Genomic DNA, 23,400 nt, shown 5'->3' with positions numbered 1-23,400 from the left:
TTTTTTCCGCTGCACTTCTTCGCGTGTGCCGCCGGATGCCCTTGAGCGCCGGACCCCAATCGATGCAAGAATCGCCAGCACCATAACGCTGCAGCTGCGCGACACCGTGACGCATCAGCATATTGCCGTAGTCGACGACGAGTCGGCCATCACCGAGTTGCTGGCCCACTACCTCGGGGAGCATGGCTTTCGCGCCACGCAGCTGCACTCCGGCCACGCGCTGATGGCGCTGATGCCGAGCGACCCGCCCGACCTCGTGCTGCTGGACCTGGGCCTGCCGGGCGAGGACGGCTTCGCCATCGCACGCCAGCTGCGCGAGCACTGGCGATGCGGGCTGGTCATCATCACGGGGCGGGGCGACGCGGTCGACAAGGTCGTGGGCCTGGAGGTGGGGGCCGACGACTACGTCACCAAGCCCTTCGACCTGCGCGAGCTGGTGGCGCGCATCAAGGCCGTGCTGCGGCGGATGCCGCAGGCGCCGGTCACGTCACCCGCCGCGGTGCCTGCCGCGAGCGCTGCCGAGGCGCGCCGCTGCATGGCTTTCCTGGGTTGGCGCCTGGATCTCGCCGCGCGCCGCCTGGATGCGCCGGGCGGCGCGGAAGTGAGGCTGACCACGGGCGAGTTCGAACTGCTCGCGGCCCTGGTGCAGCATCCGGGCCGCGTGCTGTCGCGCGATTTCCTGCTCGAGCAGACGCGTGGCCGCGAGGCGGCTCCCTTCGACCGCACCATCGACGTCCAGATCGGCCGCCTGCGCAGGAAGCTTGAGCCCGACGCGGACAACCCGCAGATCATCAAGTCGGTTCGCGGCGCCGGCTACATCTTCATTCCGCCGGTCGCTTCCGTTCATTGATGGAACTGCTGCCGCCTGCCCCCTCCGCGGCCGGGCCGGCGCAGGCCGTGGACGACCTGACGGTCTACCGCTCGCTGTTTTCGGCCTACCCGGACGCCCTGCTGCTCGTGGACGCCGCGGGCCTGATCGTGCTGGCCAATCCCGCGGCGGCCGCGCTGCTGGGCTATCCGGCGCAGGAGCTCATCGGCCTGGGCGTGGACGAACTCGTGCCGGACAGCATCCGCCCGCGCCATGCGGCCTACCGCCAGGCCTATGGCCAGGCGCCGAGGCCGCGGCCCATGGGCACGCAGATGGAGCTGGTGGCCAAGCGCCGCGACGGCAGCGAGGTCATGGTCGAGATCGCGCTGAGCCCGCTGCAAAGCCACGGTCTGCCCTTCGTCGTGGCGGCCATCCGGGGCATCGGCGCCTACCCGCGCGTGAAGCAGGCGCTGCAGCGTGCCCGCCACAGCGAGCTCCTCGCGCAGCTCGGCCGCAGCGCCGTGGACGAGCGCGATCCGCAGCAATTGCTGATGCAGGCGCTGGCCGTCGCAGCCGATGCCCTGGAGGTGGAGTTCGCGAGCGTGCTGCTGCTGGACCCTGACCGGCTGGCGTTCCGCGTCGTCGGCTGCTGTGGCGAGATGGCCGGTGCGCCGGTCGGTTCCGGCATGGACAACCGGCCCGACACGGCGGCGGGCTATGTGCTGTCCCAGGGCGGCCCCGTCGTCGTCGCCGACCTGGCGCAGGAAGCTCGCTTCGAGTTGCCGCAGGCCTATGTCGAAGCCGGCGTGGCGAGCCTGCTGGCCGTGCCGCTGTCCGATCGGGGCCGCATCATCGGCGTGCTGTCCGTGCAGTCGCGCAGCGCCGGCCGTTTCGGCAGCGACGACACGCTCTTCCTCGAATCGCTCGCCAGCCTGCTGGCCACCTGCCTGCAGCGGGCCCAGAGCGAGGAGGCCCTCAGCCATGCGCAGCGCCTGGAGAGCGTCGGGCAGCTCACGGGGGGCATCGCGCATGACTTCAACAACCTGTTGACCGTCATCCAGGGCAATCTGCAGGTGCTCGAGGAACTGCCGGCGCTGGCCCGGGACAAGTTCGGCCAGCAGCTCGTCGGCGCCGCCACGCGTGCGGCCCGGCGTGGTGCCGAGCTGACCGGCAAGCTGCTGGCCTTCTCGCGGCGCCAGGTGCTGCAGCCGAGCACGGTCGACGTGGGCGCGATGCTGGATTCGCTGGCCGACATGCTGCGCCGCACGCTGGACCAGCGCATCGAGATCAGCGTCGACCTTGCCGACCCCGCCGCCAGCACGGTGCAGGCCGACCCCGGCCAGCTCGAGGCGGCGCTGCTGAACATCGCCATCAACGCGCGCGACGCGATGCCCGACGGCGGCGCGCTGCGCTTTGCCGTGAGCCCCGCCAGCGCGCTGCCGGCGGACGTGAGGCGCGAGATCGACGACCCTGGCGCCGCGGACGACGGCTTCCTTCGCATCGCCATCTACGACACCGGTGCCGGCATGCCCGAGGAGGTCAGGGAGCGGGCCTTCGAGCCCTTCTTCACGACCAAGCAGGCCGGGCGTGGCACGGGGCTGGGGCTCAGCACCGTCTACGGCTTCGTCAAGCAGTCGCGCGGCGCCGTGGCCATCGACTCGGCGCCCGGCGCGGGCACGACGATCTCGCTCTACCTGCCCCGGCCGCTGCTGCCCGAGGGCGCGGCCGGCGGGCCGGCCGGGAGCGCCGGCCCGATCCCGCCCGGCCTGAAGGTGCTGATGGTCGAGGACGACACCGAGGTGCGCTCGGTTGCCTGGCATTTCCTGGGCATGCTGGGTTGCGAGGTCACGAGCTGCGCCAGCGGCGAGCAGGCGCTGCTGCTGCTGGTACCCGGCGCCGGCTTCCAGCTGCTGCTGACGGACATCGCGCTGGGCTCCGGCATGCGTGGCACCGAGCTGGCCCGCCTGGCCCAGGCGCGCCTGCCCGGCCTGCCCATCCTGCTGATGTCCGGCTTCTCGGCCGAGCTGCTCGACGCCGACCGCGATTCACCGCCCGGCTGGGAGCTGCTGCAGAAGCCGTATTCGCGCGGCGAACTGGCACAGGCCATCTCGCGCGCGTTGTCGGCCGGGAGCTGACGCCAGGCCGCTGCGTCTTCAGTGCAGGCCCACGCCGGCCTCGCGCCTCTGGACGAAGGCGCCGAGGGCATGGAAGTCGGGAATGCAGATGTCGCGGCGGTTCTTCTCGTTGAAGGCGATGAGGCGGGCGCGTGCCAGCTTGGACAGCACGCGGCTCACGGTCTCCAGCGTCAGGCCCAGGTAGTTGCCGATCTCGGCGCGGGTCAGGCGCAGGCTGATCTGGTCGGTCCGCAGGCCGCGTCGGGCCAGCGAGTCGGCCCAGAACTGCAGGAAGGCCACCACCCGCGCATCGGCGGGCAGCGTGCACAGGGCGATCAGCGAGTCGCGGTCGCGCACGATCTCGTGGCTCATGGCCTCGTGGACGATCGCCGTCAGCTCGGGGTGCCGGCTGCAGGCCCGCAGCAGCGCGTCGTAGGGCACGGTCCAGACCTCGCCCGTGTCCATCGCGATGGCGTCGCAGGCATAGACGCCGCCGGCGATGGCGCTGAAGCCCAGCCAGTCGCCGCGCAGGCGCAGCCCGACGACCTGCTCGCGGCCGTCGGCCGACAGGCTGAGCAGCTTGAACAGGCCCGAGTTCAGGATATGCAGCCTGCTGAAGGGCTCGCCGGCCCGGTAGATCACGTCGCCCGCGTGCACCACGCGGCGCTGGGGTTCCAGCAGCGTCGCGATCAGCTTCAACGCGTCGGCGATGCGCTGCCCGCAGGCGCCGGCCTCGGGGGCGGCCTGACGGGGGGCAGCGGTGAAGTTGCTGGCGGTACAGGCGGGCTGGAGCTGCATGGCGGTGTCCGATATTGCGTCGATGGCATCGATGCTAGGCAGCGGCCGCCAATGCCGCGGCAATGCGCGGCATCGTTCGGTAGCGCTGCGTAACGCTGCGTGAGCCGACGGTGAATGGATGGCAACAGGCAGGCCAAGGGCCCCGGGGGTTGACGGCCGTCAAAGAGCGCGCGAATCGCTTCGCTACGCTGGCGCCGATGCCCTCCAGACCCCGTCAAGGCGCCATGCCCGCCGACTTCTCCGGCCCCCAGGACGCCGCAGCCCTGGTGCTCCAGGCGCGTGCCCTGGCCGGTGCGGGCGAAGCCGCCCGGCAGCTGCTCAACGGCAAGAACCTGGCCCTGCTGTCGCCCAGCAAGGATGACCAGAGCGCCAGCGAGTTCGTGCAGGCGGCCGCGGCGCTCGGGGCCCATGTCTCCCTCGTCCAGCCCGGCCTGGATGCGCGCAGCAGCGCGCGCCAGGTCGAAGACACCGCGCGCATGCTGGGCCGGCTCTACGACGCGGTCGAGTGCCAGCACCTGCCGGCCGCGCTGGTGCAGCGCATCGCGCGCAGCGCCGGCATCCCGGTGTTCGCCGGCCTGGCCACCGCGGCGCATCCGACCACGGCGCTCGCCGCCGAGCTCGATGGCGACGCGTCGCCGGCCGACAAGCGCCGCCGCATCCTGCAGGCCGCGCTGATCGTCAGCATGGCCTGAACGCTTGACCGCGATCAAGAGGCGGCGGAGGGCGTTGGCCTAAGGTCGGGCTCGTGCCGATCGCGGCACTTCCAGGAAGGCTGAATCATGTATCAACGCATCCTCGTTCCCACCGACGGCAGTGTCACGTCCGAGAAGGGCCTGGACGAAGCCATCTCGCTGGCCAAGCTGACCGGCGGCCACATCCGCCTGCTGAATGTCGTGGATGCGATGCCCGTCGTCGTCGATGCCGACGCCTTCGCCGGCTATTCCGCGGAGATCCTGCCGTTGCTGCGCGAGGGCGGGCAGATCGTGCTCGACCGCGCGCGCCAGCGTGTCGCGGCGGCCGGTGTGCAGGTCGACACCTGCCTGCGCGAGGTGATGGCCGAGCGCGTCCACGAGATCGTGCTGGAGGAGGCCACCGGCTGGAAGGCCGACCTCATCGTCATCGGCACCCATGGCCGGCGCGGCGTGAAGCGCATGCTGCTGGGCAGCGACGCTGAGCAGATCCTACGCACCGCCAACGTGCCGGTGCTGCTGGTGCGCGGAGCCTAGCGCGTGCGGGCTGTCTATCTGGGCGCGGGCCTGGCCGTGGCCGCGCTGCTGGCCTGGCAGGGCAGCGTCCTGCTGCTCGGGCCCAGGGTGCAGACGGTCGGCGTCGCGCCGCGTGACCTGGTGCGCTCCGTGGTCGCCACCGGCCGGGTCGAGGCGCCGCACCGGGTGGATGTTGGCGCGCAGATCGTCGGCACGGTGCTGCGCGTGCCGGTCGACGAGGGCCAGACGGTGAAGGCTGGCCAGCCTCTCGTGGAGCTGGACGACGGCGAGCTGCGCGCCGCGGCCCGCGAGGCCGACGTGGCGGTGGCGCAGGCACGGGCGCGCCTGCGCCAGCTGCAGGAGGTGCAGCGCCCGGTGGCCGTGCAGGGGCTGCGCCAGGCCCAGGCCACGCTGGACAACGCGCGCGCCACGCAGCGCCGCCAGGAAGAGCTGTTCGCCCAGGGCTATGTGGGCCAGGCCGCGCTCGACGATGCGCGCAAGAGCGTGGAGCTCGCGGATGCCCAGCTCGGCGCGGCCCGCAAGCAGCTCGAGTCGGCCCAGCCCGGTGGCAGCGATGTGGCCATCGCCGCGGCGGCCCTGGCCCAGGCCCAGGCCAATGCCGAGATGGCGCAGGCGCGGCTGCGCTATGCCACGGTCAGCGCGCCGGTGGACGGCGTGCTGATCAGCCGCGACGTGGAGCGTGGCGACGTCGTGCAGCCGGGCAAGACGCTGATGGTGCTGTCGCCGGCCGGCGAGACCCAGCTCGTCGTGCAGTTCGACGAGAAGAACCTCGGCCTGCTGGCGCTGGGCCAGAAGGCGCTGGCCTCGGCCGACGCCTTCGCCGACCAGCGCTTTGCCGCCGAGCTGACCTACATCAACCCGGGCGTGGACGTGCAGCGCGGCTCGGTGGAGGTCAAGCTGCGCGTGCCCACGCCGCCGGCCTATCTGCGCCAGGACATGACCGTCTCGGTCGATGTCGAGGTCGCGCGCCGCGCGCATGCGCTGGCCGTGCCGGTGGACCTGCTGCACGACGCCGAGACCGCCAAGCCCTGGGTGCTCAAGGTCGATGCCGGCCACGCCCGGCGCCAGCCCGTGCGGCTCGGGCTGCGCGGCACCGGCCTCGTCGAGGTGCTGGACGGCCTGAAGCCGGGTGACCAGCTCGTGCCGGCCTCGGCGGGCGTGAGCGAGGGTGGCCGGCTGCGCGCCGCGGGCGGCACGCCGTGAGGAACTGGCAGCCCTTCGAGTGGATCGTCGCGTCGCGCTTTCTGCGCGAAGGGCGCTGGCAGACCGTGTTCATCATCGGCGGCGTGGCCATCGGCGTCGCGGTCATCGTCTTCATGTCCGCGCTGCTCACCGGGCTGCAGGCCAATTTCATCCGCCGCGTGCTGACCGCCCAGTCTCACATCCAGCTGCTGCCGCCCCAGCAGACCGCGCGGCCGCTGCGCGGCGGCCAGCCCGGCCTCGTCGAGGACGCCATCGTGCAGGCACCGCTGCAGAGGCTCAAATCCATCGACCAGTGGCAGGCCATCGCCGCGCAGATCCGCGCCATGCCCGAGGTGCTCGTCGTGTCGCCCTCGGCGACCGGCTCGGCCCTGGTCGTGCGGGGCGAGGCCAGCCGGGCGACCAGTGTCGTCGGCATCGAGCCGCAGCTCTACTTCCGCATCGTCACGCTGCCCGACAAGATGGTGCGCGGCGGCACGCGGCTGAACGCCGGCGACATCCTGATCGGTGTGGACCTGGCCAGCGACCTCGGCCTGGGGGTGGGCGACAAGCTGCGCGTCACCGCGGCCTCGGGGGCCGACAGCGTGTTCACCGTGAGCGGCATCTTCGACCTCGGCAACAAGGGCGCCAACCAGCGCACCACCTATATGGCCCTGCACGGCGCGCAGAGCCTGCTCGGTCTGCAGGGCGGCATCTCCAGCCTCGACGTGACCGTGGCCGACATCTATGCCGCCGAGGATGTCGCCCAGCGCATCACGGCGCGTACCGGCGTGGAGGCCGACAGCTGGATCAAGACCAATGCGCAGTTCTTCAGCGCGGTGCAGGCGCAGATCACGGCCAACACGGCCATCCGCTTCTTCGTCGGCCTGTCGGTGGCCTTCGGCATCGCCAGCGTGCTCTTCGTGTCGGTGGTGCAGAAGTCACGCGAGATCGGCATCCTGCGCGCGATGGGCGTCACGCGCGGGCGCGTGCTGCGTCTGTTCCTGCTGCAGGGCGGGCTGCTGGGCCTGGCGGGCTCGGCGGTGGGTTCGTCCATCGGCGCCGTGGCCCTGTTGCTGTGGCGGCGGCTCGCCCTCGGCCCCGACGGGCTGCCGCTGGTGCCGGTGACGCTGGAGGCCGTGCTCTTCGTGGCGGCACTGCTGCTGGCCACCGTCACCGGCCTGCTCGCCGCCGTGGCGCCAGCCCTGCGCGCCGCGCGCCTTGACCCGGTGGTGGCCATCCGTGGTTGAAGCAGACAACGATCAAGTCGTCGTGCGCCTGCAGCAGGTGCGCAAGGCCTTCAATGTCGGCCTGCCGTCGGAGACGGAGGTGCTGCACGGTATCGACCTGGCGCTGCGCAGCGGCGAGTTCTGCGCGGTGATGGGACCGTCCGGCTCGGGCAAGAGCACGCTGCTCAACATCGTCGGGCTGCTGGACCGGCCGACCTCGGGCCAGCTGTCGATCTGCGGCCAGGAGACGACCAGCCTGGACGACGCCGCGCTGACCCGGCTGCGCGGGCGCAGCATCGGCTTCGTGTTCCAGTACCACCATCTGATCGGCGCGTTCACCGCGCTGGAGAACGTGATGATGCCGATGCTGGGCGATGCGGGCTTCCCGAGCCGCGCGATGCACGAGCGCGCCGCCGAGCTGCTGGGCAGCGTCGGCCTCTCGCACCGCCGCGACAACCTGGCCCTGCACCTGAGCGGCGGCGAGCAGCAGCGCGTGGCCGTGGCGCGCGCGCTGGCCATGCGGCCCGCGGTGCTGCTGGCCGACGAGCCCACCGGCAACCTCGACACCAAGTCGGCCGATGTCGTGTTCGAGTTGCTGCGCCATGTCAACCGCGAGCACAAGACCACCGTGCTGTTCGTGACGCACAACCCGGCGCTGGCGCAGCGTTGCGACCGCATCATCGAGGTCGTGGACGGCGCCATCGTCGCGGCGCCGGCCTGATCTCGAGCGCTCAGGCGGGCGCCAGCCTGCGGCTGACGAACATGATCTCGGACGGTTCGTTCAGGTCGGCCCGGCACTCGAAGCCCAGCGCCTTCACCAGCGCCAGCATCGCGCGGTTCTCGCGCAGCACATAGCCCACGATGCGCTGCGTGCCGCGCGAGGCGGCGTAGTCCAGCAGGGCCTGTATCAGCAGGCGGCCCAGGCCCCGGCCCTTGAGGTCGCTGCGCACCATGACGGCGAACTCGGCGTCGACGTTGTCGGGGTCGCGGGCCAGGCGCGCGACGCCCAGCGTGCGCGGGCCGCCGGGGGCCTCGGTGTCGATGACGACGAAGGCCATCTCGCGCTCGTAGTCGATCTGCGTCATGCGGGCCAGCTCGTCGTGGCTGAGGGTGTGCGGCGCCTCGAAGAAGCGCATGCGCAGGTCCTCCGGGTCCGCTGCCTCCAGGAACTCGCGGTGCAGGGCCTCGTCCTCGGGGCGGATCGGCCGCATGACGACGCTGCGGCCCTGCCAGGCCAGCCGGCGCTCCAGCTCGCCCGGGTAGGGGCGCACCGCGAAGCTCGCGACGCCCGCGGGCCGCGCGGCGGACAGGTGCACGCGCGCGTCCAGCGCCAGCACGCCGCACTCGTCGGCCCACAGCGGGTTGATGTCCAGCTCGGCCAGCTCGGGCAGGTCGGCCAGCATGCGCGCGACGGCGATCAGCGCGTCGCACAGCGCGTCCAGCTGCGCGGGCGGGCGGTCGCGGTAGCCGGCCAGCAGCCGGGCCACGCGGGTGCGGTCGATCAGCTCGCGTGCCAGCGCGCGGTTCAGCGGCGGCAGGGCCACCGCGCGGTCGCCCAGCACCTCGACGGCGGTGCCGCCCTGGCCGAACAGCAGCACCGGGCCGAAGATGGCGTCCACATGCGTGCCGACGATGAGCTCCTGCGCATGCGGCCGCCGCGCCATGGCCTGCACGCTGAAGCCGTCGATGCGTGCCTGGGGGCGCTCGCGGCGCAGGCGTTCGAGCATGTCGACGGCGGCGCCGCGCACGGCCTCGTCGCCGTGCAGGTCCAGGCGCACGCCGCCCGCGTCGGACTTGTGCAGGATGTCGGGCGAGACGATCTTCAGTGCGACCGGGCCGTCGATCTCGCGGGCTGCCGCGGCGGCGGCCTCGGGCGTGGCCGGCACACGCCGCGTGGCGATGACGGGGATGCCATAGGCGTCGAGCAGGTCTTTGGCATCCACCTCGTCCAGCCACGGGCGGCCGGCGCCCAGCGCTGCGTCGATGAGGCGGCGCGCGCGCGGCAGGTCGGGCTCGGCCGCGGCGCTGGCGGCGGGCGTCTGGCGCAGCACCGCCTGGTTCCGCCGGTAGGTCTGCATCAGCGCGAAGGCACGCACGGCCTCTTCGGGCGTCTCGTAGTCGGCGATGCCGGCTTCCTCGAACAGCCGCCGCGCCGGCGCGATGGTGGCGCCACCGAGCCAGCAGCTCATGACCCGGCCGCGCTGCGCCGCGATGCGCGGGGCGCAGGCCTCGGCGATGTCGCGGCTCGGGACGATGGCGGTCGGCGCGTGCACGAAGAGCAGGGCGCCCGCCTCGGGCGCGTCGAGCAGCGCGTCCAGCGTGTCGACATAGCGCCGGGCCGGTGCGTCGCCGATGATGTCGATGGGGTTGCCGTGCGACCAGTTGGGTGGCAGCACCGCGTCGAGCCGCCGCAGGAGCGCCTCGCTGGGCTGGGCCAGCTTCACGCCCAGTGCAGAGGCGGCATCCGCCACCATCACGCCGGCGCCGCCGCCGTTGGTCATCACCATCAGCTCGGCGCTGCGGTTGTCGCGAAAGCGCGCCAGCGTCTCGGCCGCGATGAAGAGCTCCTTCAGCGTGTCCACGCGCAGCATGCCGGCGCGGCGGATGGCGGCGTCGAAGACGATGTCCTCGCCGGCCAGCGCGCCGGTGTGCGACGCGGCGGCCCGGATGCCGGCCGCCGCGCGGCCGGCCTTCACGACGATGACGGGCTTGGCGCGCGCTGCGGCCCGTGCCGCCGACATGAACTTGCGCGGCGACGTGATCGACTCGATGTAGAGCAGGATGGCACGCGTGTGGCGCTCGGTGGCGAGGTGGTCGAGCAGGTCGCCGAAGTCGACGTCCATGTGCTCGCCCAGCGAGATCAGGTGGGAGAAGCCGATGCGCTCGGTGTTGGCCCAGTCCAGCAGCGCGGTCAGCAGCGCGCCCGACTGCGACACCAGGGCCAGCTCGCCGGGCCGGGCCCTGGCCTGGGTGAAGCTGGCGTTCAGGCCCAGGTGGGGGCTGAGCACGCCGATGCAGTTGGGCCCCAGCAGGCGCAGCACATAGGGCCTTGCGGCGTCCAGCGCCGCCTGCTTCTGCTGCGGCGTCAGCCCGGCGGTGACGACGATGGCCGCGCGCGTGCCGCGCTCGCCGAGCTCGGCGACGAGGGGGGCGATGGTGGCCGGCGGCGTGCACAGCACGGCCAGATCGGGCACGAAGGGCAGGGCGGCCAGGTCAGGGTGGCAGCGGGCGCCGTCGAGCTCGCTCAGCCGCGGGTTGACCGGGGCGAGCCTGCCCTTGAAGCCGCCTTCCACGAGGTTGCGCCAGACGGTGGTGCCCACGCGGGCGGGCTTGTCCGAGGCGCCGAAGACGGCCACGGAGCGGGGCGACAGCAGGCGGTCGAGGTGGCGTTGCGTCATGGCGCCGGGTTGGGGGGCGCCAGGTTCAGTGCGACAGCAGCACCGGGGTCGGCGAGCTGTTCATCAGCGTGCGCGTCACGCCGCCCAGCACGGCCTCGCGCAGGCGCGAGTGGCCGTAGCCGCCGGCGACGATGAGGTCGGCGCCCATGTCGGCCGCGTGGGACAGCAGCGCCTCGCCGGCCGCCACCTGCGTCGGCAGATGCCTGGCCTCGACCCGCACGCCATGGCGGGCCAGCCACAGCCCGATGTCGGCGCCGGGCAGGTCGCCATGGGCGAGGTCGGCGTCCTCGGGCGGCACGAACACGGCCACCTCCACGTGCACGGCCTGCCTCAGCCAGGGCAGCGCATCGTGCAGGGCGCGGGCCGCCTCGCGGCTGCCGTCCCAGCCGGCCAGAACCCGCTTGGCCGGCGCGACGGCGCAATCGCCGGCATAGGGCAGCACCAGCACGGGGCGGCCGGACTGCAGCAGCACTTGCTGAGAGGTCTGCGGGGCCTGGAGGGCGAGGCTTTCATCGGGGTCGTTCTGCGTGACCACGGTGAGGTCGCAGTAGCGCGCCGCCCGCGGCATCACGTCCGCCGGATGGCCCACCTCGATGCGCGCCTCATGGGATCTCAGGCCCAGCCGCCCGACCTGTGCGCGGAAGTCGCTCACGCAGGCCTGGGCCAGCTGCTGCAGTTCCTGCGTGGCGACCTCCTGGTAGGCCGCCAGGCCCAGCGTGCCGCTGACATCGGCCGGCACGGCAACCCAGCCGCTCGAGGCCAGGCCGACAAGGTGGGCGTCGTGCTGCAGCGCCAGCGCCGCCGCCACGGCCACCCGAGCGTGCGTGTGCCTGCCGTTGTCCAGCGGGACGAGGATGCTGCGGATGCCCATGGCCTCTCCTGGTGTTAGCGGGGGTCAGGCCTCGGTGGCGTCATGCCTGAGCGCGTCCACCCAGACCTGAGCCCAGTTGGCCCAGGCCTGCTGCAAGGCCTCCGGCCCGAACAGGCCCAGGCCCTGGGCCGCGTCGACCAGCGGCTGCGCAGAAGGCGCCGCCACCGGGCCGAGCAGGGGCTGCCACAGGTTGGCCGTGCGGCGCTCCATGTCCTTCCACAGGCTGGTCTGCGCATCGAGCAGTTGGGTGAGCCAGCGGCTGTAGGCCAGCGGGCCGGCGGCCCATTGCTCGAACAGCGAGGCGAACTCGACGAAGGGGTGGGCGGGCGAGGGGGCGGGGGTGATCGCGGGCATGACGGTTCTCCGGGATTTCAAGACCACTCTAGGCGAGTAAGCGCTGCGGCGCTTGAGCTGTATCAAGCCGTTATCGTGTGGCGCGGGCATGGCCGGCTCATGACGGCGGCGACGGCCGGAACGCAAAGGTGTGCCGGCCGCGGCGCTTGGCCTCGTACATGGCTTCGTCGGCGGCCGCGAGCAACTCCGCAGGCGTGCCGCCGTCGCCCGGGTAGAGCGCGATGCCGATGCTCGCGGCCGGCGCCAGGCGCTGCCCGTCGATGTCCAGCGCTTCCTGCAGTTCGGCGAGCAGCTTGCGGGCGATGCGCACCGCTTCGTCGCGCTCGCGCAGGTTCGCCAATGTCACGACGAACTCGTCGCCGCCCAGCCGGGCCACCATGTCCTCCGAGCGGACCGTGCGCTGCAGCCGCCGGGCCACGGCGGCCAGCAGCTGGTCGCCGACGGCGTGGCCGAAGGAGTCGTTGATCGATTTGAAATGGTCGAGGTCGACAAACAGCAGGGCCACGCTCGTGCGCTCGCGGTCGGCATGTGCCAGCGAGCGCTCCAGCGCGGCCATGAAGTGCAGCCGGTTCGGCAGCCCGGTGAGGGCGTCGTGGTGGGCCAGGTGGTCCAGCCTCTCCTGCACGGCCTTGACGGGCGTGATGTCGGACATCACGGCCAGGTATTGCACGACGCGGCCGCGCGAGTCGCGCACCGCGCTGATGTTCTGCCACACCGGGTAGGCCTCGCCGTTCCTGCGCCGGTTCCAGATCTCGCCCTGCCACTGGCCGCTGGCCTGCAGCGTGCGCCACAGCTCGCGGTAGAAGGCCTTGTCGTGCCGGCCGCTCTGCTGGATGCGCGGGTTGTGGTCGATCAGCTCCTCGGCCGCATAGCCGGACATGCGGCAGTAGGCGGGGTTGACGGCCACGATGTTGGCGCGGGTGTCGGTGACGATGATGCCCAGGTCGGTGTGGTCGAACACCAGCGACGTCGTCCAGCTGCGGGCCAGCCGGTGCCGGGCCCGGGCGCAGCAGGCTACCGCGAGCAGCGCCAGCGCCACGAGTCCGGGGGCGGTCCAGGCGCTCATTCCTGCCCCAGCATCAGCTCCTCGCCGGCGCGCCGCACGACGAGGCGGGTGCCCGCCAGCCTGCGCCATGCGAGCAGCGCGTTGACGAGGTCGGCGCTGCCGGCTATGGGCCGGCCGTTCATCGTCGTCACGATGTCGCCGGCGTGCAGCTGCAGTTGCTCCGCCAGGCTGCCGTGCGGGACCGACAGGATCAGCGCCCCACGGGTCTCGTGCCGGCCGGCCGACCAGGCCACCAGCGGCGGCACGTCGTCGAACGCGGCGCCCAGGCGCGGCCGTGGCGGCGCGCCGCCGTCCGGGCGCAACTCGCCGATGACCTGCATGACGATGTCGATGGGGATGGCCAGGCTGGCGCCCGGCGTGCCGACGGGCCCGACGATGGTGCGGGCGTTCATGCCCACGATGGCGCCGCTGGCGTCCAGCAGCGGGCCGCCGGAATTGCCGGGATTCAGGCCCACGTCGCTCTGGATGAACAGCAGCGCGTCGTCGTCGCTGAAGTGCCTGTCCTTGCCGCTGACGATGCCTGCCGACACCGAACGCTCCAGGCCGAAGGGCTCGCCGATGGCCATCACCCAGTCGCCCACCCGCAGGCAGCCGGTACAGGCCAGCACCGGCCGCAGGCGCGGCGCCGGGCTGATGCGCAGCAGCGCGATGTCGGCGGCCTCGTCGCGGCCCAGCACCTCGGCGGCCAGCAGCTTCCTGTCGGGCAGGGCGATGAGGATCTGCTGCGCCGGCCCCAGCAGATGGGCGGCGGTGGCGATGGAGCCCTTGTCGTCGACGAAGAAGCCCGCGCCGACGCGCGGTTCGTCCTCGCCCGGCACGAACATGTAGACGCCCACGGCCCAAGCCGCGCCGCGCTGGTAGGCGGCAGCGAAGCTCGCGGGCACGCGGCCCGTGGTCGCAGTGGCGGCAGCCGCCACGGGCGCCAGCGCGGCCAGCGCACAGGCAAGAAGCAGGGCAGGGAGACAGCGTTTCGGCATGGCTTCACCCTAGACCTCGGCGCCGGGATGGCCCTTGATGCGGGTCAATGGCGCCATCCTGTTCCCTGCGGCCGGGGTGTTGCCGCATTCGCTTCGGCGATAGCCGCAGCGCGGCCTGCAAGGCAGCCCAGCGTACCCGCTGGGCCGGGGGCATCAGTGCGACATCAACACCGGCACAGTCATCGACTGCAGCAGCGTGCGCGACACGCCGCCGAACAGCCGTTCAGTCCAGCGCGCATGGCCGTAGGCGCCCATGACGATCAGGTCGGCGCCGTGGTCGGAGGCAGCGTTCAGCAACGCGTCGCCGACCGACAGCGGCGTCACCTCGTCACGCACCTCGGCATCGACGCCCTGGAAGGCCAGCCATTGGCGCAGGCCGGCCAGGCGCTCCAGCGGGCGCTGGTCGTCGGCCTCACCGCGCCAGTGCATCAGCGTGACGGCCTCGGCGCGGCGCAGCAGCGGCAGCGCGTCGGTCATCGCGCGCACCGACTCGCGGCTACCGTCCCAGGCCAGCAGCACGCGGCGCAGGCGCAGCGGCTCCAGGTGGGTATAGGGGACGAGCAGGACGGGCCGCGAGCAGTCCAGCAGCACCTCTTCCAGCTCGGCGAGCTGCTGCTTGTGGCCGGGCAGCGAGGGGTCGGGCTGGCTCATGACGAGCAGGTCGGTGCACTGCGCGCGGCTCGTCAGCGATTCGGCCACCGGCGCCTTGTCGACCAGCGCCTCGAAGGACGGCAGCGCGGCGGCTTCGCAGCGCGCGTGGAAGTGCTGGGCGATGTCGTGCGCCTGGGCCTGCATCGTGGCGCTGGCGCGCGCGACGTAGTCGTCCATCGCGGCGGCCTGCAGGGTCTGCAGGTCGAGGGTGGGGATCGGCGCGAGGCCGATCAGGTGGGCCTCGAACTGCCTGGCCAGGGCAATGGCGATGTTGATGCGGGCCGGGTTGGCCGGCAGTGCATCGAGGGCGACCAGCATGCTGCGGTAAGTCATGGCGTGTATGCCTCCTGGTGGATGGGATGGGGATGAGATCGGAGCGGGGTCGGGGTCAGGTGATGCTCAGCACGGCCCGCCCGTCGACGCGGCCGACGCGCAGGTCTTCGAGGATGTGGTTGACGTCCTCGAGCCGGTGCGTCGTCGTGGCGGCGTGCACCTTGCCCTCGGCGGCGAACTGCAGCGCCTCGTTCAGGTCCTGGCGGCTGCCGACGATGGAGCCGCGCACGGTCTTGGCGTTGAGCACCACGTCGAAGATGGGCAGCGCGAAGTCGCCGGGCGGCAGGCCCACCATGGACATCGTGCCGCGCTTGTGCAGCATGCCCAGCGATTGGCCGAAGGACTCGCGCGAGACCGCCGTGACGAGGGCGCCGTGCACGCCGCGCAGCTCCTGCTGAAGCGCGGCCGCCGGGTCGCATTCGGCGGCGTTGATGCAGAGTTCGGCGCCCAGGCGCCCGGCCATCTGCAGCCGGCTGCTGTCGATGTCCACCGCCGCGACGTGGTAGCCCATGGCCCGCGCGTACTGCACGGCCAGATGCCCGAGGCCGCCCACGCCGACGACGGCGACCCACTGGCCGGGTCGCGCGTCCAGCACCTTCAGGCCCTTGTAGACCGTCACGCCGGCGCACAGGATGGGCGCGAGCGCCTCGAAGGACAGGCCGGCGGGCAGGTGGCCGACATAGGCGGGGTCTGCGAGCACGTATTCGGCAAAGCCGCCGTTGACCGTGTAGCCGGTCATCTGCTGGCTGTCGCACAGCGTCTCCCAGCCCGTCAGGCAGTGCTCGCAGTGGCCGCAGGCGGTGTGCAGCCAGGGCACGCCGACGCGGTCGCCCTCGCGGATGCCGCGCACGCCAGCCCCCACGGCCGCGACATGGCCGACGCCCTCGTGGCCGGGAATGAAGGGCAGGGGCGGCTTGACGGGCCAGTCGCCGTCGGCGGCGTGCAGGTCGGTGTGGCAGACGCCGCAGGCCGCCACCTTGACGAGGATCCGCCCCGGCGCCACTTCGGGCACCGGCACTTCCTCCAGGCTGAGCGGTTCGCGGTAGGCGCGGACGATAGCGGCTTTCATCATCGGCATGGCGGCTCCCCGGGGTCAGGGCTCGCGCGCTTCGTGCGCGGCCTGGCAGGCCGTGCAGCGCAGGGCCGACGGGTTGGCGCGCAGGCGCTCCGGCGGGATAGGTTCGTCGCAGCGCTCGCACAGACCGTATTCGCCGCGCTCCAGCCGCTGCAGGGCGGCGTCGACGTCGCGCAGTTCGGCGAGTTCGAGCCGCTGGTGCTCGTCCTCGACGTCGTCGGCCTCGCTGCGGGCCGCGCAGTCCTTCTGGTCGGTCACATCGTGCGCGGCCTCCCTGGCGGCCTCGTCGGGCCGCAGGGCCTGGTGCAGGACCGCGCGCCGCGCGCGCAACGCAAGGCCGAAGGCCTCGATGTCGAGGCCATCGGTGGCCGGGTTAGGTGTGGAGAGCGTTGGCATGGAATCCCCTGGCTTTGGCCGGGCAAGGCTAGGCCGGTTGCGGCGATTTCTCTTTGACGCGGCGCAAGCGGCGCTCGTCTCGGGCGCCCGCCGCGTGGCCGCGGCGCCGTCTTTGATCCAACGCAATCCCGTTGTCGCACGGGCTCCCTAGCATGGCCGCACACAACAAGGAGATTTCCACATGCGTACCCGACTGTTGGGCTTGGCCGTGCTGGTCACATCGCTGCTGGCGTTGCAGCCGTTGCAGGCCCAGACGCCCCTGCCCGTCGTGAGGGCGGAGCTGACCAGCCCGCCGCTGGTGCCGCCGCCCACCGGTCGCAAGGCGCCGGCCAAGGTCATCGTCGAGCTGGAAGTGGTCGAGAAGGAGATGTCCCTCTCGGAAGGCGTCAGCTACACCTTCTGGACCTTCGGCGGCACGGTGCCGGGCAGCTTCATCCGCGTGCGCCAGGGCGACACCGTCGAGTTTCACCTGAAGAACCACCCGAGCAGCAAGATGCCGCACAACATCGACCTGCACGGCGTGACCGGCCCGGGCGGCGGCGCGGCGTCCAGCTTCACGGCGCCGGGGCATGAATCGCAGTTCACGTTCAAGGCGCTGAACGAAGGCATCTATGTGTACCACTGCGCGACGGCGCCAGTGGGCATGCACGTGGCCAACGGCATGTACGGCCTCATCCTCGTCGAGCCGCCGCAGGGCCTGCCCAAGGTGGATCACGAGTACTACGTTATGCAGGGCGACTTCTACACGGCCGGCAAGTACCGCGAGAAGGGCCAGCAGCCCTTCGACATGGAGAAGGCCATCGACGAGCGCCCGACCTATGTTGTCTTCAACGGCGCCGAGGGTTCGCTGACCGGCGACCGCGCGCTGAAGGCCAAGACCGGTGAGACGGTGCGCATGTTCGTCGGCAACGGCGGCCCCAACCTGGTGTCGAGCTTCCACGTCATCGGCGCCATCTTCGACAACGTGCGCTTCGAGGGCGGCACGCTGGCGCAGAAGAACGTGCAGACGACGCTGATCCCGGCCGGCGGCGCCGCCATCGTCGACTTCAAGGCCAAGGTGCCGGGCAGCTATGTGCTGGTCGACCACTCCATCTTCCGTGCCTTCAACAAGGGCGCGCTGGCCATCCTGAAGATCGACGGCCCCGAGGACAAGAGCATCTACTCTGGCAAGGAACTGGACTCCGTCTACCTCGGCGACCGCGCCCAGCCCAACCTGAAGGCCGTGGCCACCGCCACGCAGGCCGCCGCCAGCGGCAAGCTGACGCTGCAGGACCAGATCGCCGCCGGCAAGGAACTGTTCGCCGGCACCTGCTCGGTCTGCCACCAAGCCGGTGGCGCCGGCCTGCCGGGCGTCTTCCCGCCGCTGGCCAAGTCCGACTTCCTGGGCGCCGACCCCAAGCGCGCCGTCGGCGTGGTGCTGAACGGCCTGTCGGGCAAGGTCACCGTCAACGGCAAGGACTACAACTCGGTGATGCCACCGATGAATCAGCTCAATGACGACGAGGTCGCCAACATCCTGACCTATGTGCTGAACAGCTGGGACAACGCCGGTGGCAGCATCGCGGCCGACGAGGTCAAGAAGGCCCGCGCCAGCAAGCCGGCGGCTGCCGCGGCGGCTCACTGATGAGCCTGGCCGCACTCGCACTGGCGGCCTATGTGAGCCTGCCTGCTGGTCACATCGCCAGCGTGCTGGCGCGCGACTCGGACCGCGAGCCGGCCAGCGTCGCCGCCTTCGCGCTGCGCGAGCGGCCGGTCACGCGGGCCGAGTTCGCGGCCTTCCTGCAGGAGCATCCCGAATGGCAGGCCGAGCGCGCGCCGCAGGCCTTCGCGTCGGCCGGCTATCTGCAGGCGGAGGGCGCCCCCGATGCGCCGCAGACGGCGGTCAGCTGGTTCGCGGCCCAGGCCTATTGCGAGAGCGAGGGCGCGCGGCTGCCGACCTGGCTGGAATGGGAGTACGCCGCCGCGGCCGACGCGACGCGCCCGGACGCGCGCAGCGACCCGCGCTGGCTGGCCACCATCCTCGGCTGGTATGCGCGCCCGGCCAACACCCCGCTGCCGGCCGTCGGCGGCGCGCCCAATGTCTACGGCGTGCGCGACCTGCACGGCCTGGTCTGGGAATGGGTGGACGACTTCAACAGCCTGCTGGTCAATTCCGATAGCCGCAGCGCCGAAGACCCCGACCGGCTCAAGTTCTGCGGCGCTGGCGCGCTGGATCTGCAGGACCGCCAGAACTATGCCGTGCTGATGCGCATCGCGCTGCTGGCCTCGCTGAGCGCGGCCGACAGCACGGCCAGCCTGGGCTTTCGCTGCGCCAAGGAGATTTCACGATGAAGAGAAGACTCTGCCTTGCGGCCGCGCTGCTGTGCAGCAGCCTGGCCTGGGCCTGGCCGAGCGATTCGGTCTACCAGCTCAAGGCCATCCTGACCGACCAGCAGGGCCAGTCGCTGGCCTTGGACGCCGCCCAGGGCCACCCGGTGCTGGTCAGCATGTTCTACACATCCTGCGAGTTCGTCTGCCCGATGCTCGTCGAGGCCGCGCGCGCCACCGAAGCCTCGCTCAGCGAGGCCGAGAGGCGTGAGCTGCGCGTGATCTTCGTCAGCTTCGACCCGGCGCGCGACAGCGTCGCCGTGCTGGCCGCGAAAGCCCGCGAGCGCGGCGTGGACGGTACGCGCTGGCATCTGGCGCGCACCGACCCGGCCAGCGTGCGCAAGATCGCCGCGCTGCTGAAGTTCCAGTACCGGGCCCTGCCCAATGGCGACTTCAACCACAGCGGCGAGCTGATCCTGCTCGACGGCGAGGGCCGCGTCGCCGCCCGCACCTCGATGCTGGCCGGCGTGGACGAGCGCCTGCTGGCGCGGCTGAAGACCATGCTCAAGCCCGCCCAGTAAATCGCCGGGCCGTCGTCTGGCGGTGTGGACGAATGCTGTATATATTTACAGCATGCCGCCCACCCCCACGCGCATCGCACCCGCCCAGCCCAGCCTCGTCCCGCTCGACTCGATCAAGGGCCGCGGCAGTGCGGGCGCGATGCCGCACCGCTTCGCGCAGGACCAGCGCGAGCAGTACGACGACGGCTGGGGCACGCTGGACCAGCAGGCCGCCGAGGAGAGGCTGGCGCCGGCCACCCAGGTCATCGAGGAGCAGGCGAAGAAGATCGTCACCAGCAACCAGTCGCCCGACATCGCCTTCGATTACTCCATCAACCCCTACCGGGGCTGCGAGCACGTTATCTAGTGATGGAGCATGTGTGTCTTGATTGTCTGTGTCTAAGTCTTGGCAACATGTCTGCCATCGAAAGACCACCGTCAAGATTGAAATGGCTCAAGGCCCGCTACGCAAAGCACGTAAATCAAAAAGTAAAGCAGGACTTGCAGCAGGCCCGGCGCTTCCGATAGATGGAGCAAGCCTGGCTGCTCGAAAGCTGGCAAGGGCCACGCTTGACCTAGATAGTATTTCTATGTCGTTCGTGGTGAGTGCTGGCGGCAGGAGTTGGAGCCGGGACTACAGCCACCATCCTCCGGAACGCAATCTCCTCATTCGCCAACTGCTTGCCGGCGCTGAACTGGCCCTTAAAGGGCGTGCCACCTCGTTTACTGTTGTTCAGGATTTCTATTACGGCATCGACGAGTTCATTGAATTCGCGTTTTCGGGTCGATATACAAGTACGTCGATTCGCTCGTTCGCAGACATCGGTGTTCAAACTGCGAAGGATCTGGATGCCTGGTATCTCTCTGTATACCCTGGGCGGACTGTAAATAGAAAAAGATACGGCAAGATTCGGTCAATTGTTTCGAAGCTCAAGAAGGACTTTGGAGCATTGCCCGATGTTGGGCCGGATTTCAAATGGCCAACAGGGCCGAAGCACAATGACCGGCCTGTTGAAAGCTATCGGGCCGAGCTATTTAACAGTCTAGTTAGTGCCTCATTGGCAGATATTCGCTATGTAATGGCCGAGTGGAACAGGCTGGAAAAAAGCTGGGACAGTATTCCGGTAGTGGCATTCCCGGAGCAATCGATTCCCGATGTTTGCCTAGTGCTGCGACACCTTGAGGAGGCGCGCGTCGAGCGCGGAAAGTCGCCAGAGTTCCTTTCAATTCGAAGAAATAGGATTGCCAAGAATGCCATGGTGCAGCGGGTTGCTGCGCGTTCGAATTTGACCATTCAGCAGTTCGTTGACCTTTACCTGGCATCAGGTGAGGAACTTTCTCGTAGCGGCGTTCCCTTCCCAACCTATCGGGTCAACCTCGACAGATGTTTCTCAGGAATTGGTTTTCAAGAGTCCTGGGACATTTCGACCCGCACGACGGCCGAGTTTTATCCTGAGTGGCCGTTGGGAGTGGACGTGCCTGACGCCGACTTCATGATGTCGCTAGAGCGATTCAATCGGACGAGGGAAGGAAACAGTCGCGCTGAGATTTCGAATTACAGAGTGCTTCAGTCCATGAGATACGGTGAGATCGATCGACCGTTTGAGGTTGGCATAGACGCCTTCTTCGCACGGACGTTTTTCACCGGAGCAACGCTATATCCATTTTATCTCTACGTTCAATTAAATACAGGCTGGAACGAAGAGGTGGTTGGCTCGCTTTCGCGGAACCTTGAAAGACATATTGAGACGGACATTATTGATCCGGAGTATGTGTTGATTTGGGGGTGGAAGGGGAAGGTTGGAGCACCGGCCTCACACCGCAGTAGCCGCACTGCACCATTTAGTGTCTATAACATCCTTAAGTTTGTGTCGATGGTGCTTGAGGGGCAGCACGACCCCAACCAAAAGCTTTCTGATGACCTATGGCAGTATGTGTTGTCAAAAAACCTTTGGATGAAGTTTGACCGCTGCGTAGGCTTGATCGGGAGCGGCATGTCTGCGCCACTAAGCGCGGCGTTTATCAAGCGTCATTCAATCGAGCTCGGCACTTCCTTTGTGAAACAGCAACGTGTTGACGCGCGGAGGCTCAGAACGACCTGCGAAACACGGCGTCGTGAATCTGGTCTGAGCATCGACGAGGTTTGCACGCTCATGGGCCACGCTCAGATCGACACGACCGACGCCTCATACGACTCAGACGGTGCAGCAATCGAACTGAAAAACAAGCGTATTCGTGGTTTGCAGGAAGAGTTCGTCGACGACTTTCGGGATTACAGGGCGCGGCTGATGACCTCCGTCACCCTTCAAGAGCTGCGCTCGGCCATCCAGTTGGCAGCGGACGCGAGGCGAGTGACGCCCGCAGCGGGGGCCGGAGCTGAAGCCGGCCTCGCGGATCGCGAGATCGTGCATCTCCTATCTCCAAAAGGTCAAACATACATCGCCGCCTGTGTGGATAGGAATAGTCCGTCTTGGCCAAACGCGGAGCAGTTTGTGCCGCCAGGGGCATCCTGCAGTTTCTTCAACCGTTGTTGTCTATGTGACAAGGCCGTCATCTTCGAGGAAGCGCTGCCGTTCGTCGCGCGCCGTGTCATGGATCTTGAGCGTCTGAAGCTGCAGCTAACCATCGGCGATTGGACGAGGAATTACGGCCAAGAGGCGCACGCTTGGCAGGCGATCCTCGATGACTGGAATGATCGCGACGCGGTCCAACATGCACAACGGCAGTGCCTCAAATTGGAGTTTTCGCTACCGCTCACCATGAGGGGTGCCCAATGACATTCACTGCTAAGGAAATCAAGGCTCGACTCGACGAGCTAAAACACGCTCAGGAGGAGGCGGACGATGCGCCAGCGTCTCAGAGCGAAATTTCGCTGGCTGATGAAATGGCCGAGTTTTCTGAGACCGCTTCTGGTGCTGATATGGCGATCCATGGGCTGGTATTGGCAAGCATCCCAATAGACGATTGGGGCTCGATTCGAGTTAGCCCGTTGTCATTGTTCCGTGAGGATACTTGGGATTTTTCTTGCTATCCGTCGGCGGTCAAAGTGGCGCGAATCCACTTTAACTACACAAATCATTTCGGGTTTAATCTTGTCAAAGAGTCCGTGCATTGGCTGAGGATCATGAAGTTCTTGGTTCTGTACAGAATTCCAAAGTACTCCTTCTCGGGCAGAAATCGAGCCTACGGAGATGGACTCACATCGAGCAGGAACAAGTTCTTGCCGTTGATTAAGTTCTTTCAAGAGTTCGGGCTCTATTGCAGCGGTACTCATGACGGAATGCCGACGGGGATCCTCGATGACCTATCCAAGGAAACCGTCCATAAATATATCCTCCAAAGACCTTCTTTGTCGCAACGTTGGGACTTCGCCTCTTCTTTGCAATATTGGCAAAATCTATCTCGATCGGGAATGTTGCCGCCGATATATTGCATCTCCGGTGAATTCGTTACGGCAGACGAGGTCTACAAATATCGAAAGGAAATGGATGATCTCGCTGTCCCATTTGAGCCCATCCCTCTCGATGACTACGCACAACTTCTTGCCTATTCGGCGTCAATGGTAAATGACTACGCTGAGGACCTATTGTGGTTGGCCCGGACCTACTACCCCACGCTGATCGGTCGGGAGCCCGATCGTGCCCCGTCAATCGCCGACGGCCTGTCGCTAGGGGAACCAGCAGGTGTGGCTGCTTTCAAGGCATACCAGCCCAAGCTGATCAACGGTGAGCCTTGGTGGAATCTGCGCGTATTGGAGCGAAGCCATCCAAAGGACCGTGGTGAGTACATCAGCTATGCCCAGGTTTCGGCGTATGTTCAAAGTTTGCTGGACTCTTGCATAACTATCATCTTCGCGACAACTGGAATGCGTCGCTCAGAGGTGGGGGTGCTTAAGGTGGGCTGTACGGAAACAGACCAGTCGGGGCACTGGCTCGTTTTCAAGGTTTTCAAGACTTCTGTGGCCTCACAAGAAACAGAACTGAGGACGGTCGTTCATGCGACTGCCTCCATCGGATTGATCTGGTAGCCCAGGGCAGCGGCACGGCGCTTGAGGGCAG

At 68.9% G+C, this 23,400-nt stretch carries 22 protein-coding genes; 13 read left to right on the top strand and 9 right to left on the bottom strand.

Annotation, left to right across the window (positions count from 1 at the left end; translation table 11 throughout):
- Window positions 1-106 precede the first annotated feature (106 nt).
- On the top strand, window positions 107-850 hold the full coding sequence (locus EV671_RS20005) for a winged helix-turn-helix domain-containing protein (protein WP_243655821.1): 744 nt from the start codon (window positions 107-109) through the stop codon (window positions 848-850).
- Window positions 850-2,943: a PAS domain S-box protein gene (locus EV671_RS20000; RefSeq protein WP_132575041.1), complete on the top strand. Its 2,094-nt coding sequence runs from the start codon at window positions 850-852 to the stop codon at window positions 2,941-2,943. The genes EV671_RS20005 and EV671_RS20000 overlap by 1 nt, the downstream gene beginning before the upstream one ends.
- An 18-nt stretch (window positions 2,944-2,961) precedes the next feature.
- Here EV671_RS20000 and EV671_RS19995 read toward each other — a convergent pair whose 3' ends face one another.
- Complete coding sequence (locus EV671_RS19995) at window positions 2,962-3,720, bottom strand: Crp/Fnr family transcriptional regulator (RefSeq protein ID WP_132575039.1); 759 nt, start codon at window positions 3,718-3,720, stop codon at window positions 2,962-2,964.
- 197 nt (window positions 3,721-3,917) lie between these two features.
- On the opposite strand from EV671_RS19995, the gene EV671_RS19990 reads away from it, so the two are divergent.
- The 5 genes from EV671_RS19990 (at window position 3,918) to EV671_RS19970 (ending at window position 8,075) form a co-directional block, all read left to right on the top strand.
- Window positions 3,918-4,412 carry a Rossmann-fold NAD(P)-binding domain-containing protein gene (locus EV671_RS19990; protein ID WP_132575037.1) on the top strand — a complete coding sequence of 165 codons (495 nt, stop codon included), beginning with the start codon at window positions 3,918-3,920 and terminating at the stop codon, window positions 4,410-4,412.
- Window positions 4,413-4,499: 87 nt separating this feature from the next.
- Window positions 4,500-4,946 (top strand): universal stress protein, encoded by a 447-nt coding sequence (locus tag EV671_RS19985; RefSeq protein WP_132575035.1) that lies wholly within the window; start codon window positions 4,500-4,502, stop codon window positions 4,944-4,946.
- 3 nt (window positions 4,947-4,949) lie between these two features.
- A complete protein-coding gene (locus EV671_RS19980) occupies window positions 4,950-6,149 on the top strand; it encodes an efflux RND transporter periplasmic adaptor subunit (protein ID WP_132575033.1) in 1,200 nt (399 codons plus the stop codon).
- A complete protein-coding gene (locus EV671_RS19975) occupies window positions 6,146-7,375 on the top strand; it encodes an ABC transporter permease (protein ID WP_132575031.1) in 1,230 nt (409 codons plus the stop codon). Before EV671_RS19980 ends, EV671_RS19975 begins: the two co-directional genes overlap by 4 nt.
- Window positions 7,368-8,075, top strand: a complete 708-nt coding sequence (locus EV671_RS19970; protein WP_132575029.1) for an ABC transporter ATP-binding protein — start codon at window positions 7,368-7,370, stop codon at window positions 8,073-8,075. The genes EV671_RS19975 and EV671_RS19970 overlap by 8 nt, the downstream gene beginning before the upstream one ends.
- A 10-nt stretch (window positions 8,076-8,085) precedes the next feature.
- Here EV671_RS19970 and EV671_RS19965 read toward each other — a convergent pair whose 3' ends face one another.
- The 8 genes from EV671_RS19965 to EV671_RS19930 all read right to left on the bottom strand — a co-directional run bounded on the left by EV671_RS19965 (window position 8,086) and on the right by EV671_RS19930 (window position 16,475).
- On the bottom strand, window positions 8,086-10,752 hold the full coding sequence (locus tag EV671_RS19965; RefSeq protein ID WP_132575027.1) for a bifunctional acetate--CoA ligase family protein/GNAT family N-acetyltransferase: 2,667 nt from the start codon (window positions 10,750-10,752) through the stop codon (window positions 8,086-8,088).
- A gap of 25 nt (window positions 10,753-10,777) precedes the next feature.
- The gene (locus EV671_RS19960; RefSeq protein ID WP_132575025.1) at window positions 10,778-11,623 is read right to left on the bottom strand and encodes a universal stress protein; all 846 of its coding nucleotides are present in this window, start codon (window positions 11,621-11,623) and stop codon (window positions 10,778-10,780) included.
- A 24-nt stretch (window positions 11,624-11,647) separates the two neighbouring features.
- Window positions 11,648-11,977, bottom strand: coding sequence for a hypothetical protein (locus tag EV671_RS19955; RefSeq protein WP_132575023.1), 330 nt, complete (start codon window positions 11,975-11,977; stop codon window positions 11,648-11,650).
- 97 nt (window positions 11,978-12,074) lie between these two features.
- Complete coding sequence (locus EV671_RS19950; protein WP_165917650.1) at window positions 12,075-13,043, bottom strand: GGDEF domain-containing protein; 969 nt, start codon at window positions 13,041-13,043, stop codon at window positions 12,075-12,077.
- On the bottom strand, window positions 13,040-14,020 hold the full coding sequence (locus tag EV671_RS19945; protein ID WP_132575019.1) for a S1C family serine protease: 981 nt from the start codon (window positions 14,018-14,020) through the stop codon (window positions 13,040-13,042). Before EV671_RS19945 ends, EV671_RS19950 begins: the two co-directional genes overlap by 4 nt.
- 153 nt (window positions 14,021-14,173) lie before the next feature.
- On the bottom strand, window positions 14,174-15,004 hold the full coding sequence (locus EV671_RS19940; protein ID WP_132575017.1) for a universal stress protein: 831 nt from the start codon (window positions 15,002-15,004) through the stop codon (window positions 14,174-14,176).
- Window positions 15,005-15,059: 55 nt separating this feature from the next.
- Window positions 15,060-16,082 (bottom strand): zinc-dependent alcohol dehydrogenase, encoded by a 1,023-nt coding sequence (locus tag EV671_RS19935; RefSeq protein ID WP_132575015.1) that lies wholly within the window; start codon window positions 16,080-16,082, stop codon window positions 15,060-15,062.
- Between the two features lie 15 nt (window positions 16,083-16,097).
- A complete protein-coding gene (locus EV671_RS19930) occupies window positions 16,098-16,475 on the bottom strand; it encodes a TraR/DksA family transcriptional regulator (protein ID WP_132575013.1) in 378 nt (125 codons plus the stop codon).
- A gap of 181 nt (window positions 16,476-16,656) precedes the next feature.
- On the opposite strand from EV671_RS19930, the gene nirK reads away from it, so the two are divergent.
- From nirK to EV671_RS19900, 6 genes are all read left to right on the top strand, one after another.
- Complete coding sequence (gene nirK, locus EV671_RS19925; protein WP_132575011.1) at window positions 16,657-18,099, top strand: copper-containing nitrite reductase; 1,443 nt, start codon at window positions 16,657-16,659, stop codon at window positions 18,097-18,099.
- Window positions 18,099-18,806: a formylglycine-generating enzyme family protein gene (locus EV671_RS19920; protein WP_132575009.1), complete on the top strand. Its 708-nt coding sequence runs from the start codon at window positions 18,099-18,101 to the stop codon at window positions 18,804-18,806. Before nirK ends, EV671_RS19920 begins: the two co-directional genes overlap by 1 nt.
- Window positions 18,803-19,363, top strand: a complete 561-nt coding sequence (locus tag EV671_RS19915) for an SCO family protein (RefSeq protein WP_132575007.1) — start codon at window positions 18,803-18,805, stop codon at window positions 19,361-19,363. The genes EV671_RS19920 and EV671_RS19915 overlap by 4 nt, the downstream gene beginning before the upstream one ends.
- A gap of 52 nt (window positions 19,364-19,415) precedes the next feature.
- The gene (locus EV671_RS19910; protein WP_132575005.1) at window positions 19,416-19,709 is read left to right on the top strand and encodes a hypothetical protein; all 294 of its coding nucleotides are present in this window, start codon (window positions 19,416-19,418) and stop codon (window positions 19,707-19,709) included.
- A gap of 82 nt (window positions 19,710-19,791) precedes the next feature.
- The gene (locus EV671_RS19905; RefSeq protein WP_132575003.1) at window positions 19,792-22,119 is read left to right on the top strand and encodes a site-specific integrase; all 2,328 of its coding nucleotides are present in this window, start codon (window positions 19,792-19,794) and stop codon (window positions 22,117-22,119) included.
- Window positions 22,116-23,369, top strand: a complete 1,254-nt coding sequence (locus tag EV671_RS19900; RefSeq protein ID WP_132575001.1) for a hypothetical protein — start codon at window positions 22,116-22,118, stop codon at window positions 23,367-23,369. Before EV671_RS19905 ends, EV671_RS19900 begins: the two co-directional genes overlap by 4 nt.
- Window positions 23,370-23,400: the final 31 nt, after the last annotated feature.

The sequence above is a fragment of the Roseateles saccharophilus genome (genome assembly GCF_004342485.1).
Taxonomy (GTDB): Bacteria; Pseudomonadota; Gammaproteobacteria; order Burkholderiales; family Burkholderiaceae_C; genus Pelomonas; species Pelomonas saccharophila.
Note: the sequence above shows the minus strand (reverse complement) of the source record. Positions and strands in the feature narration are given on the sequence as shown.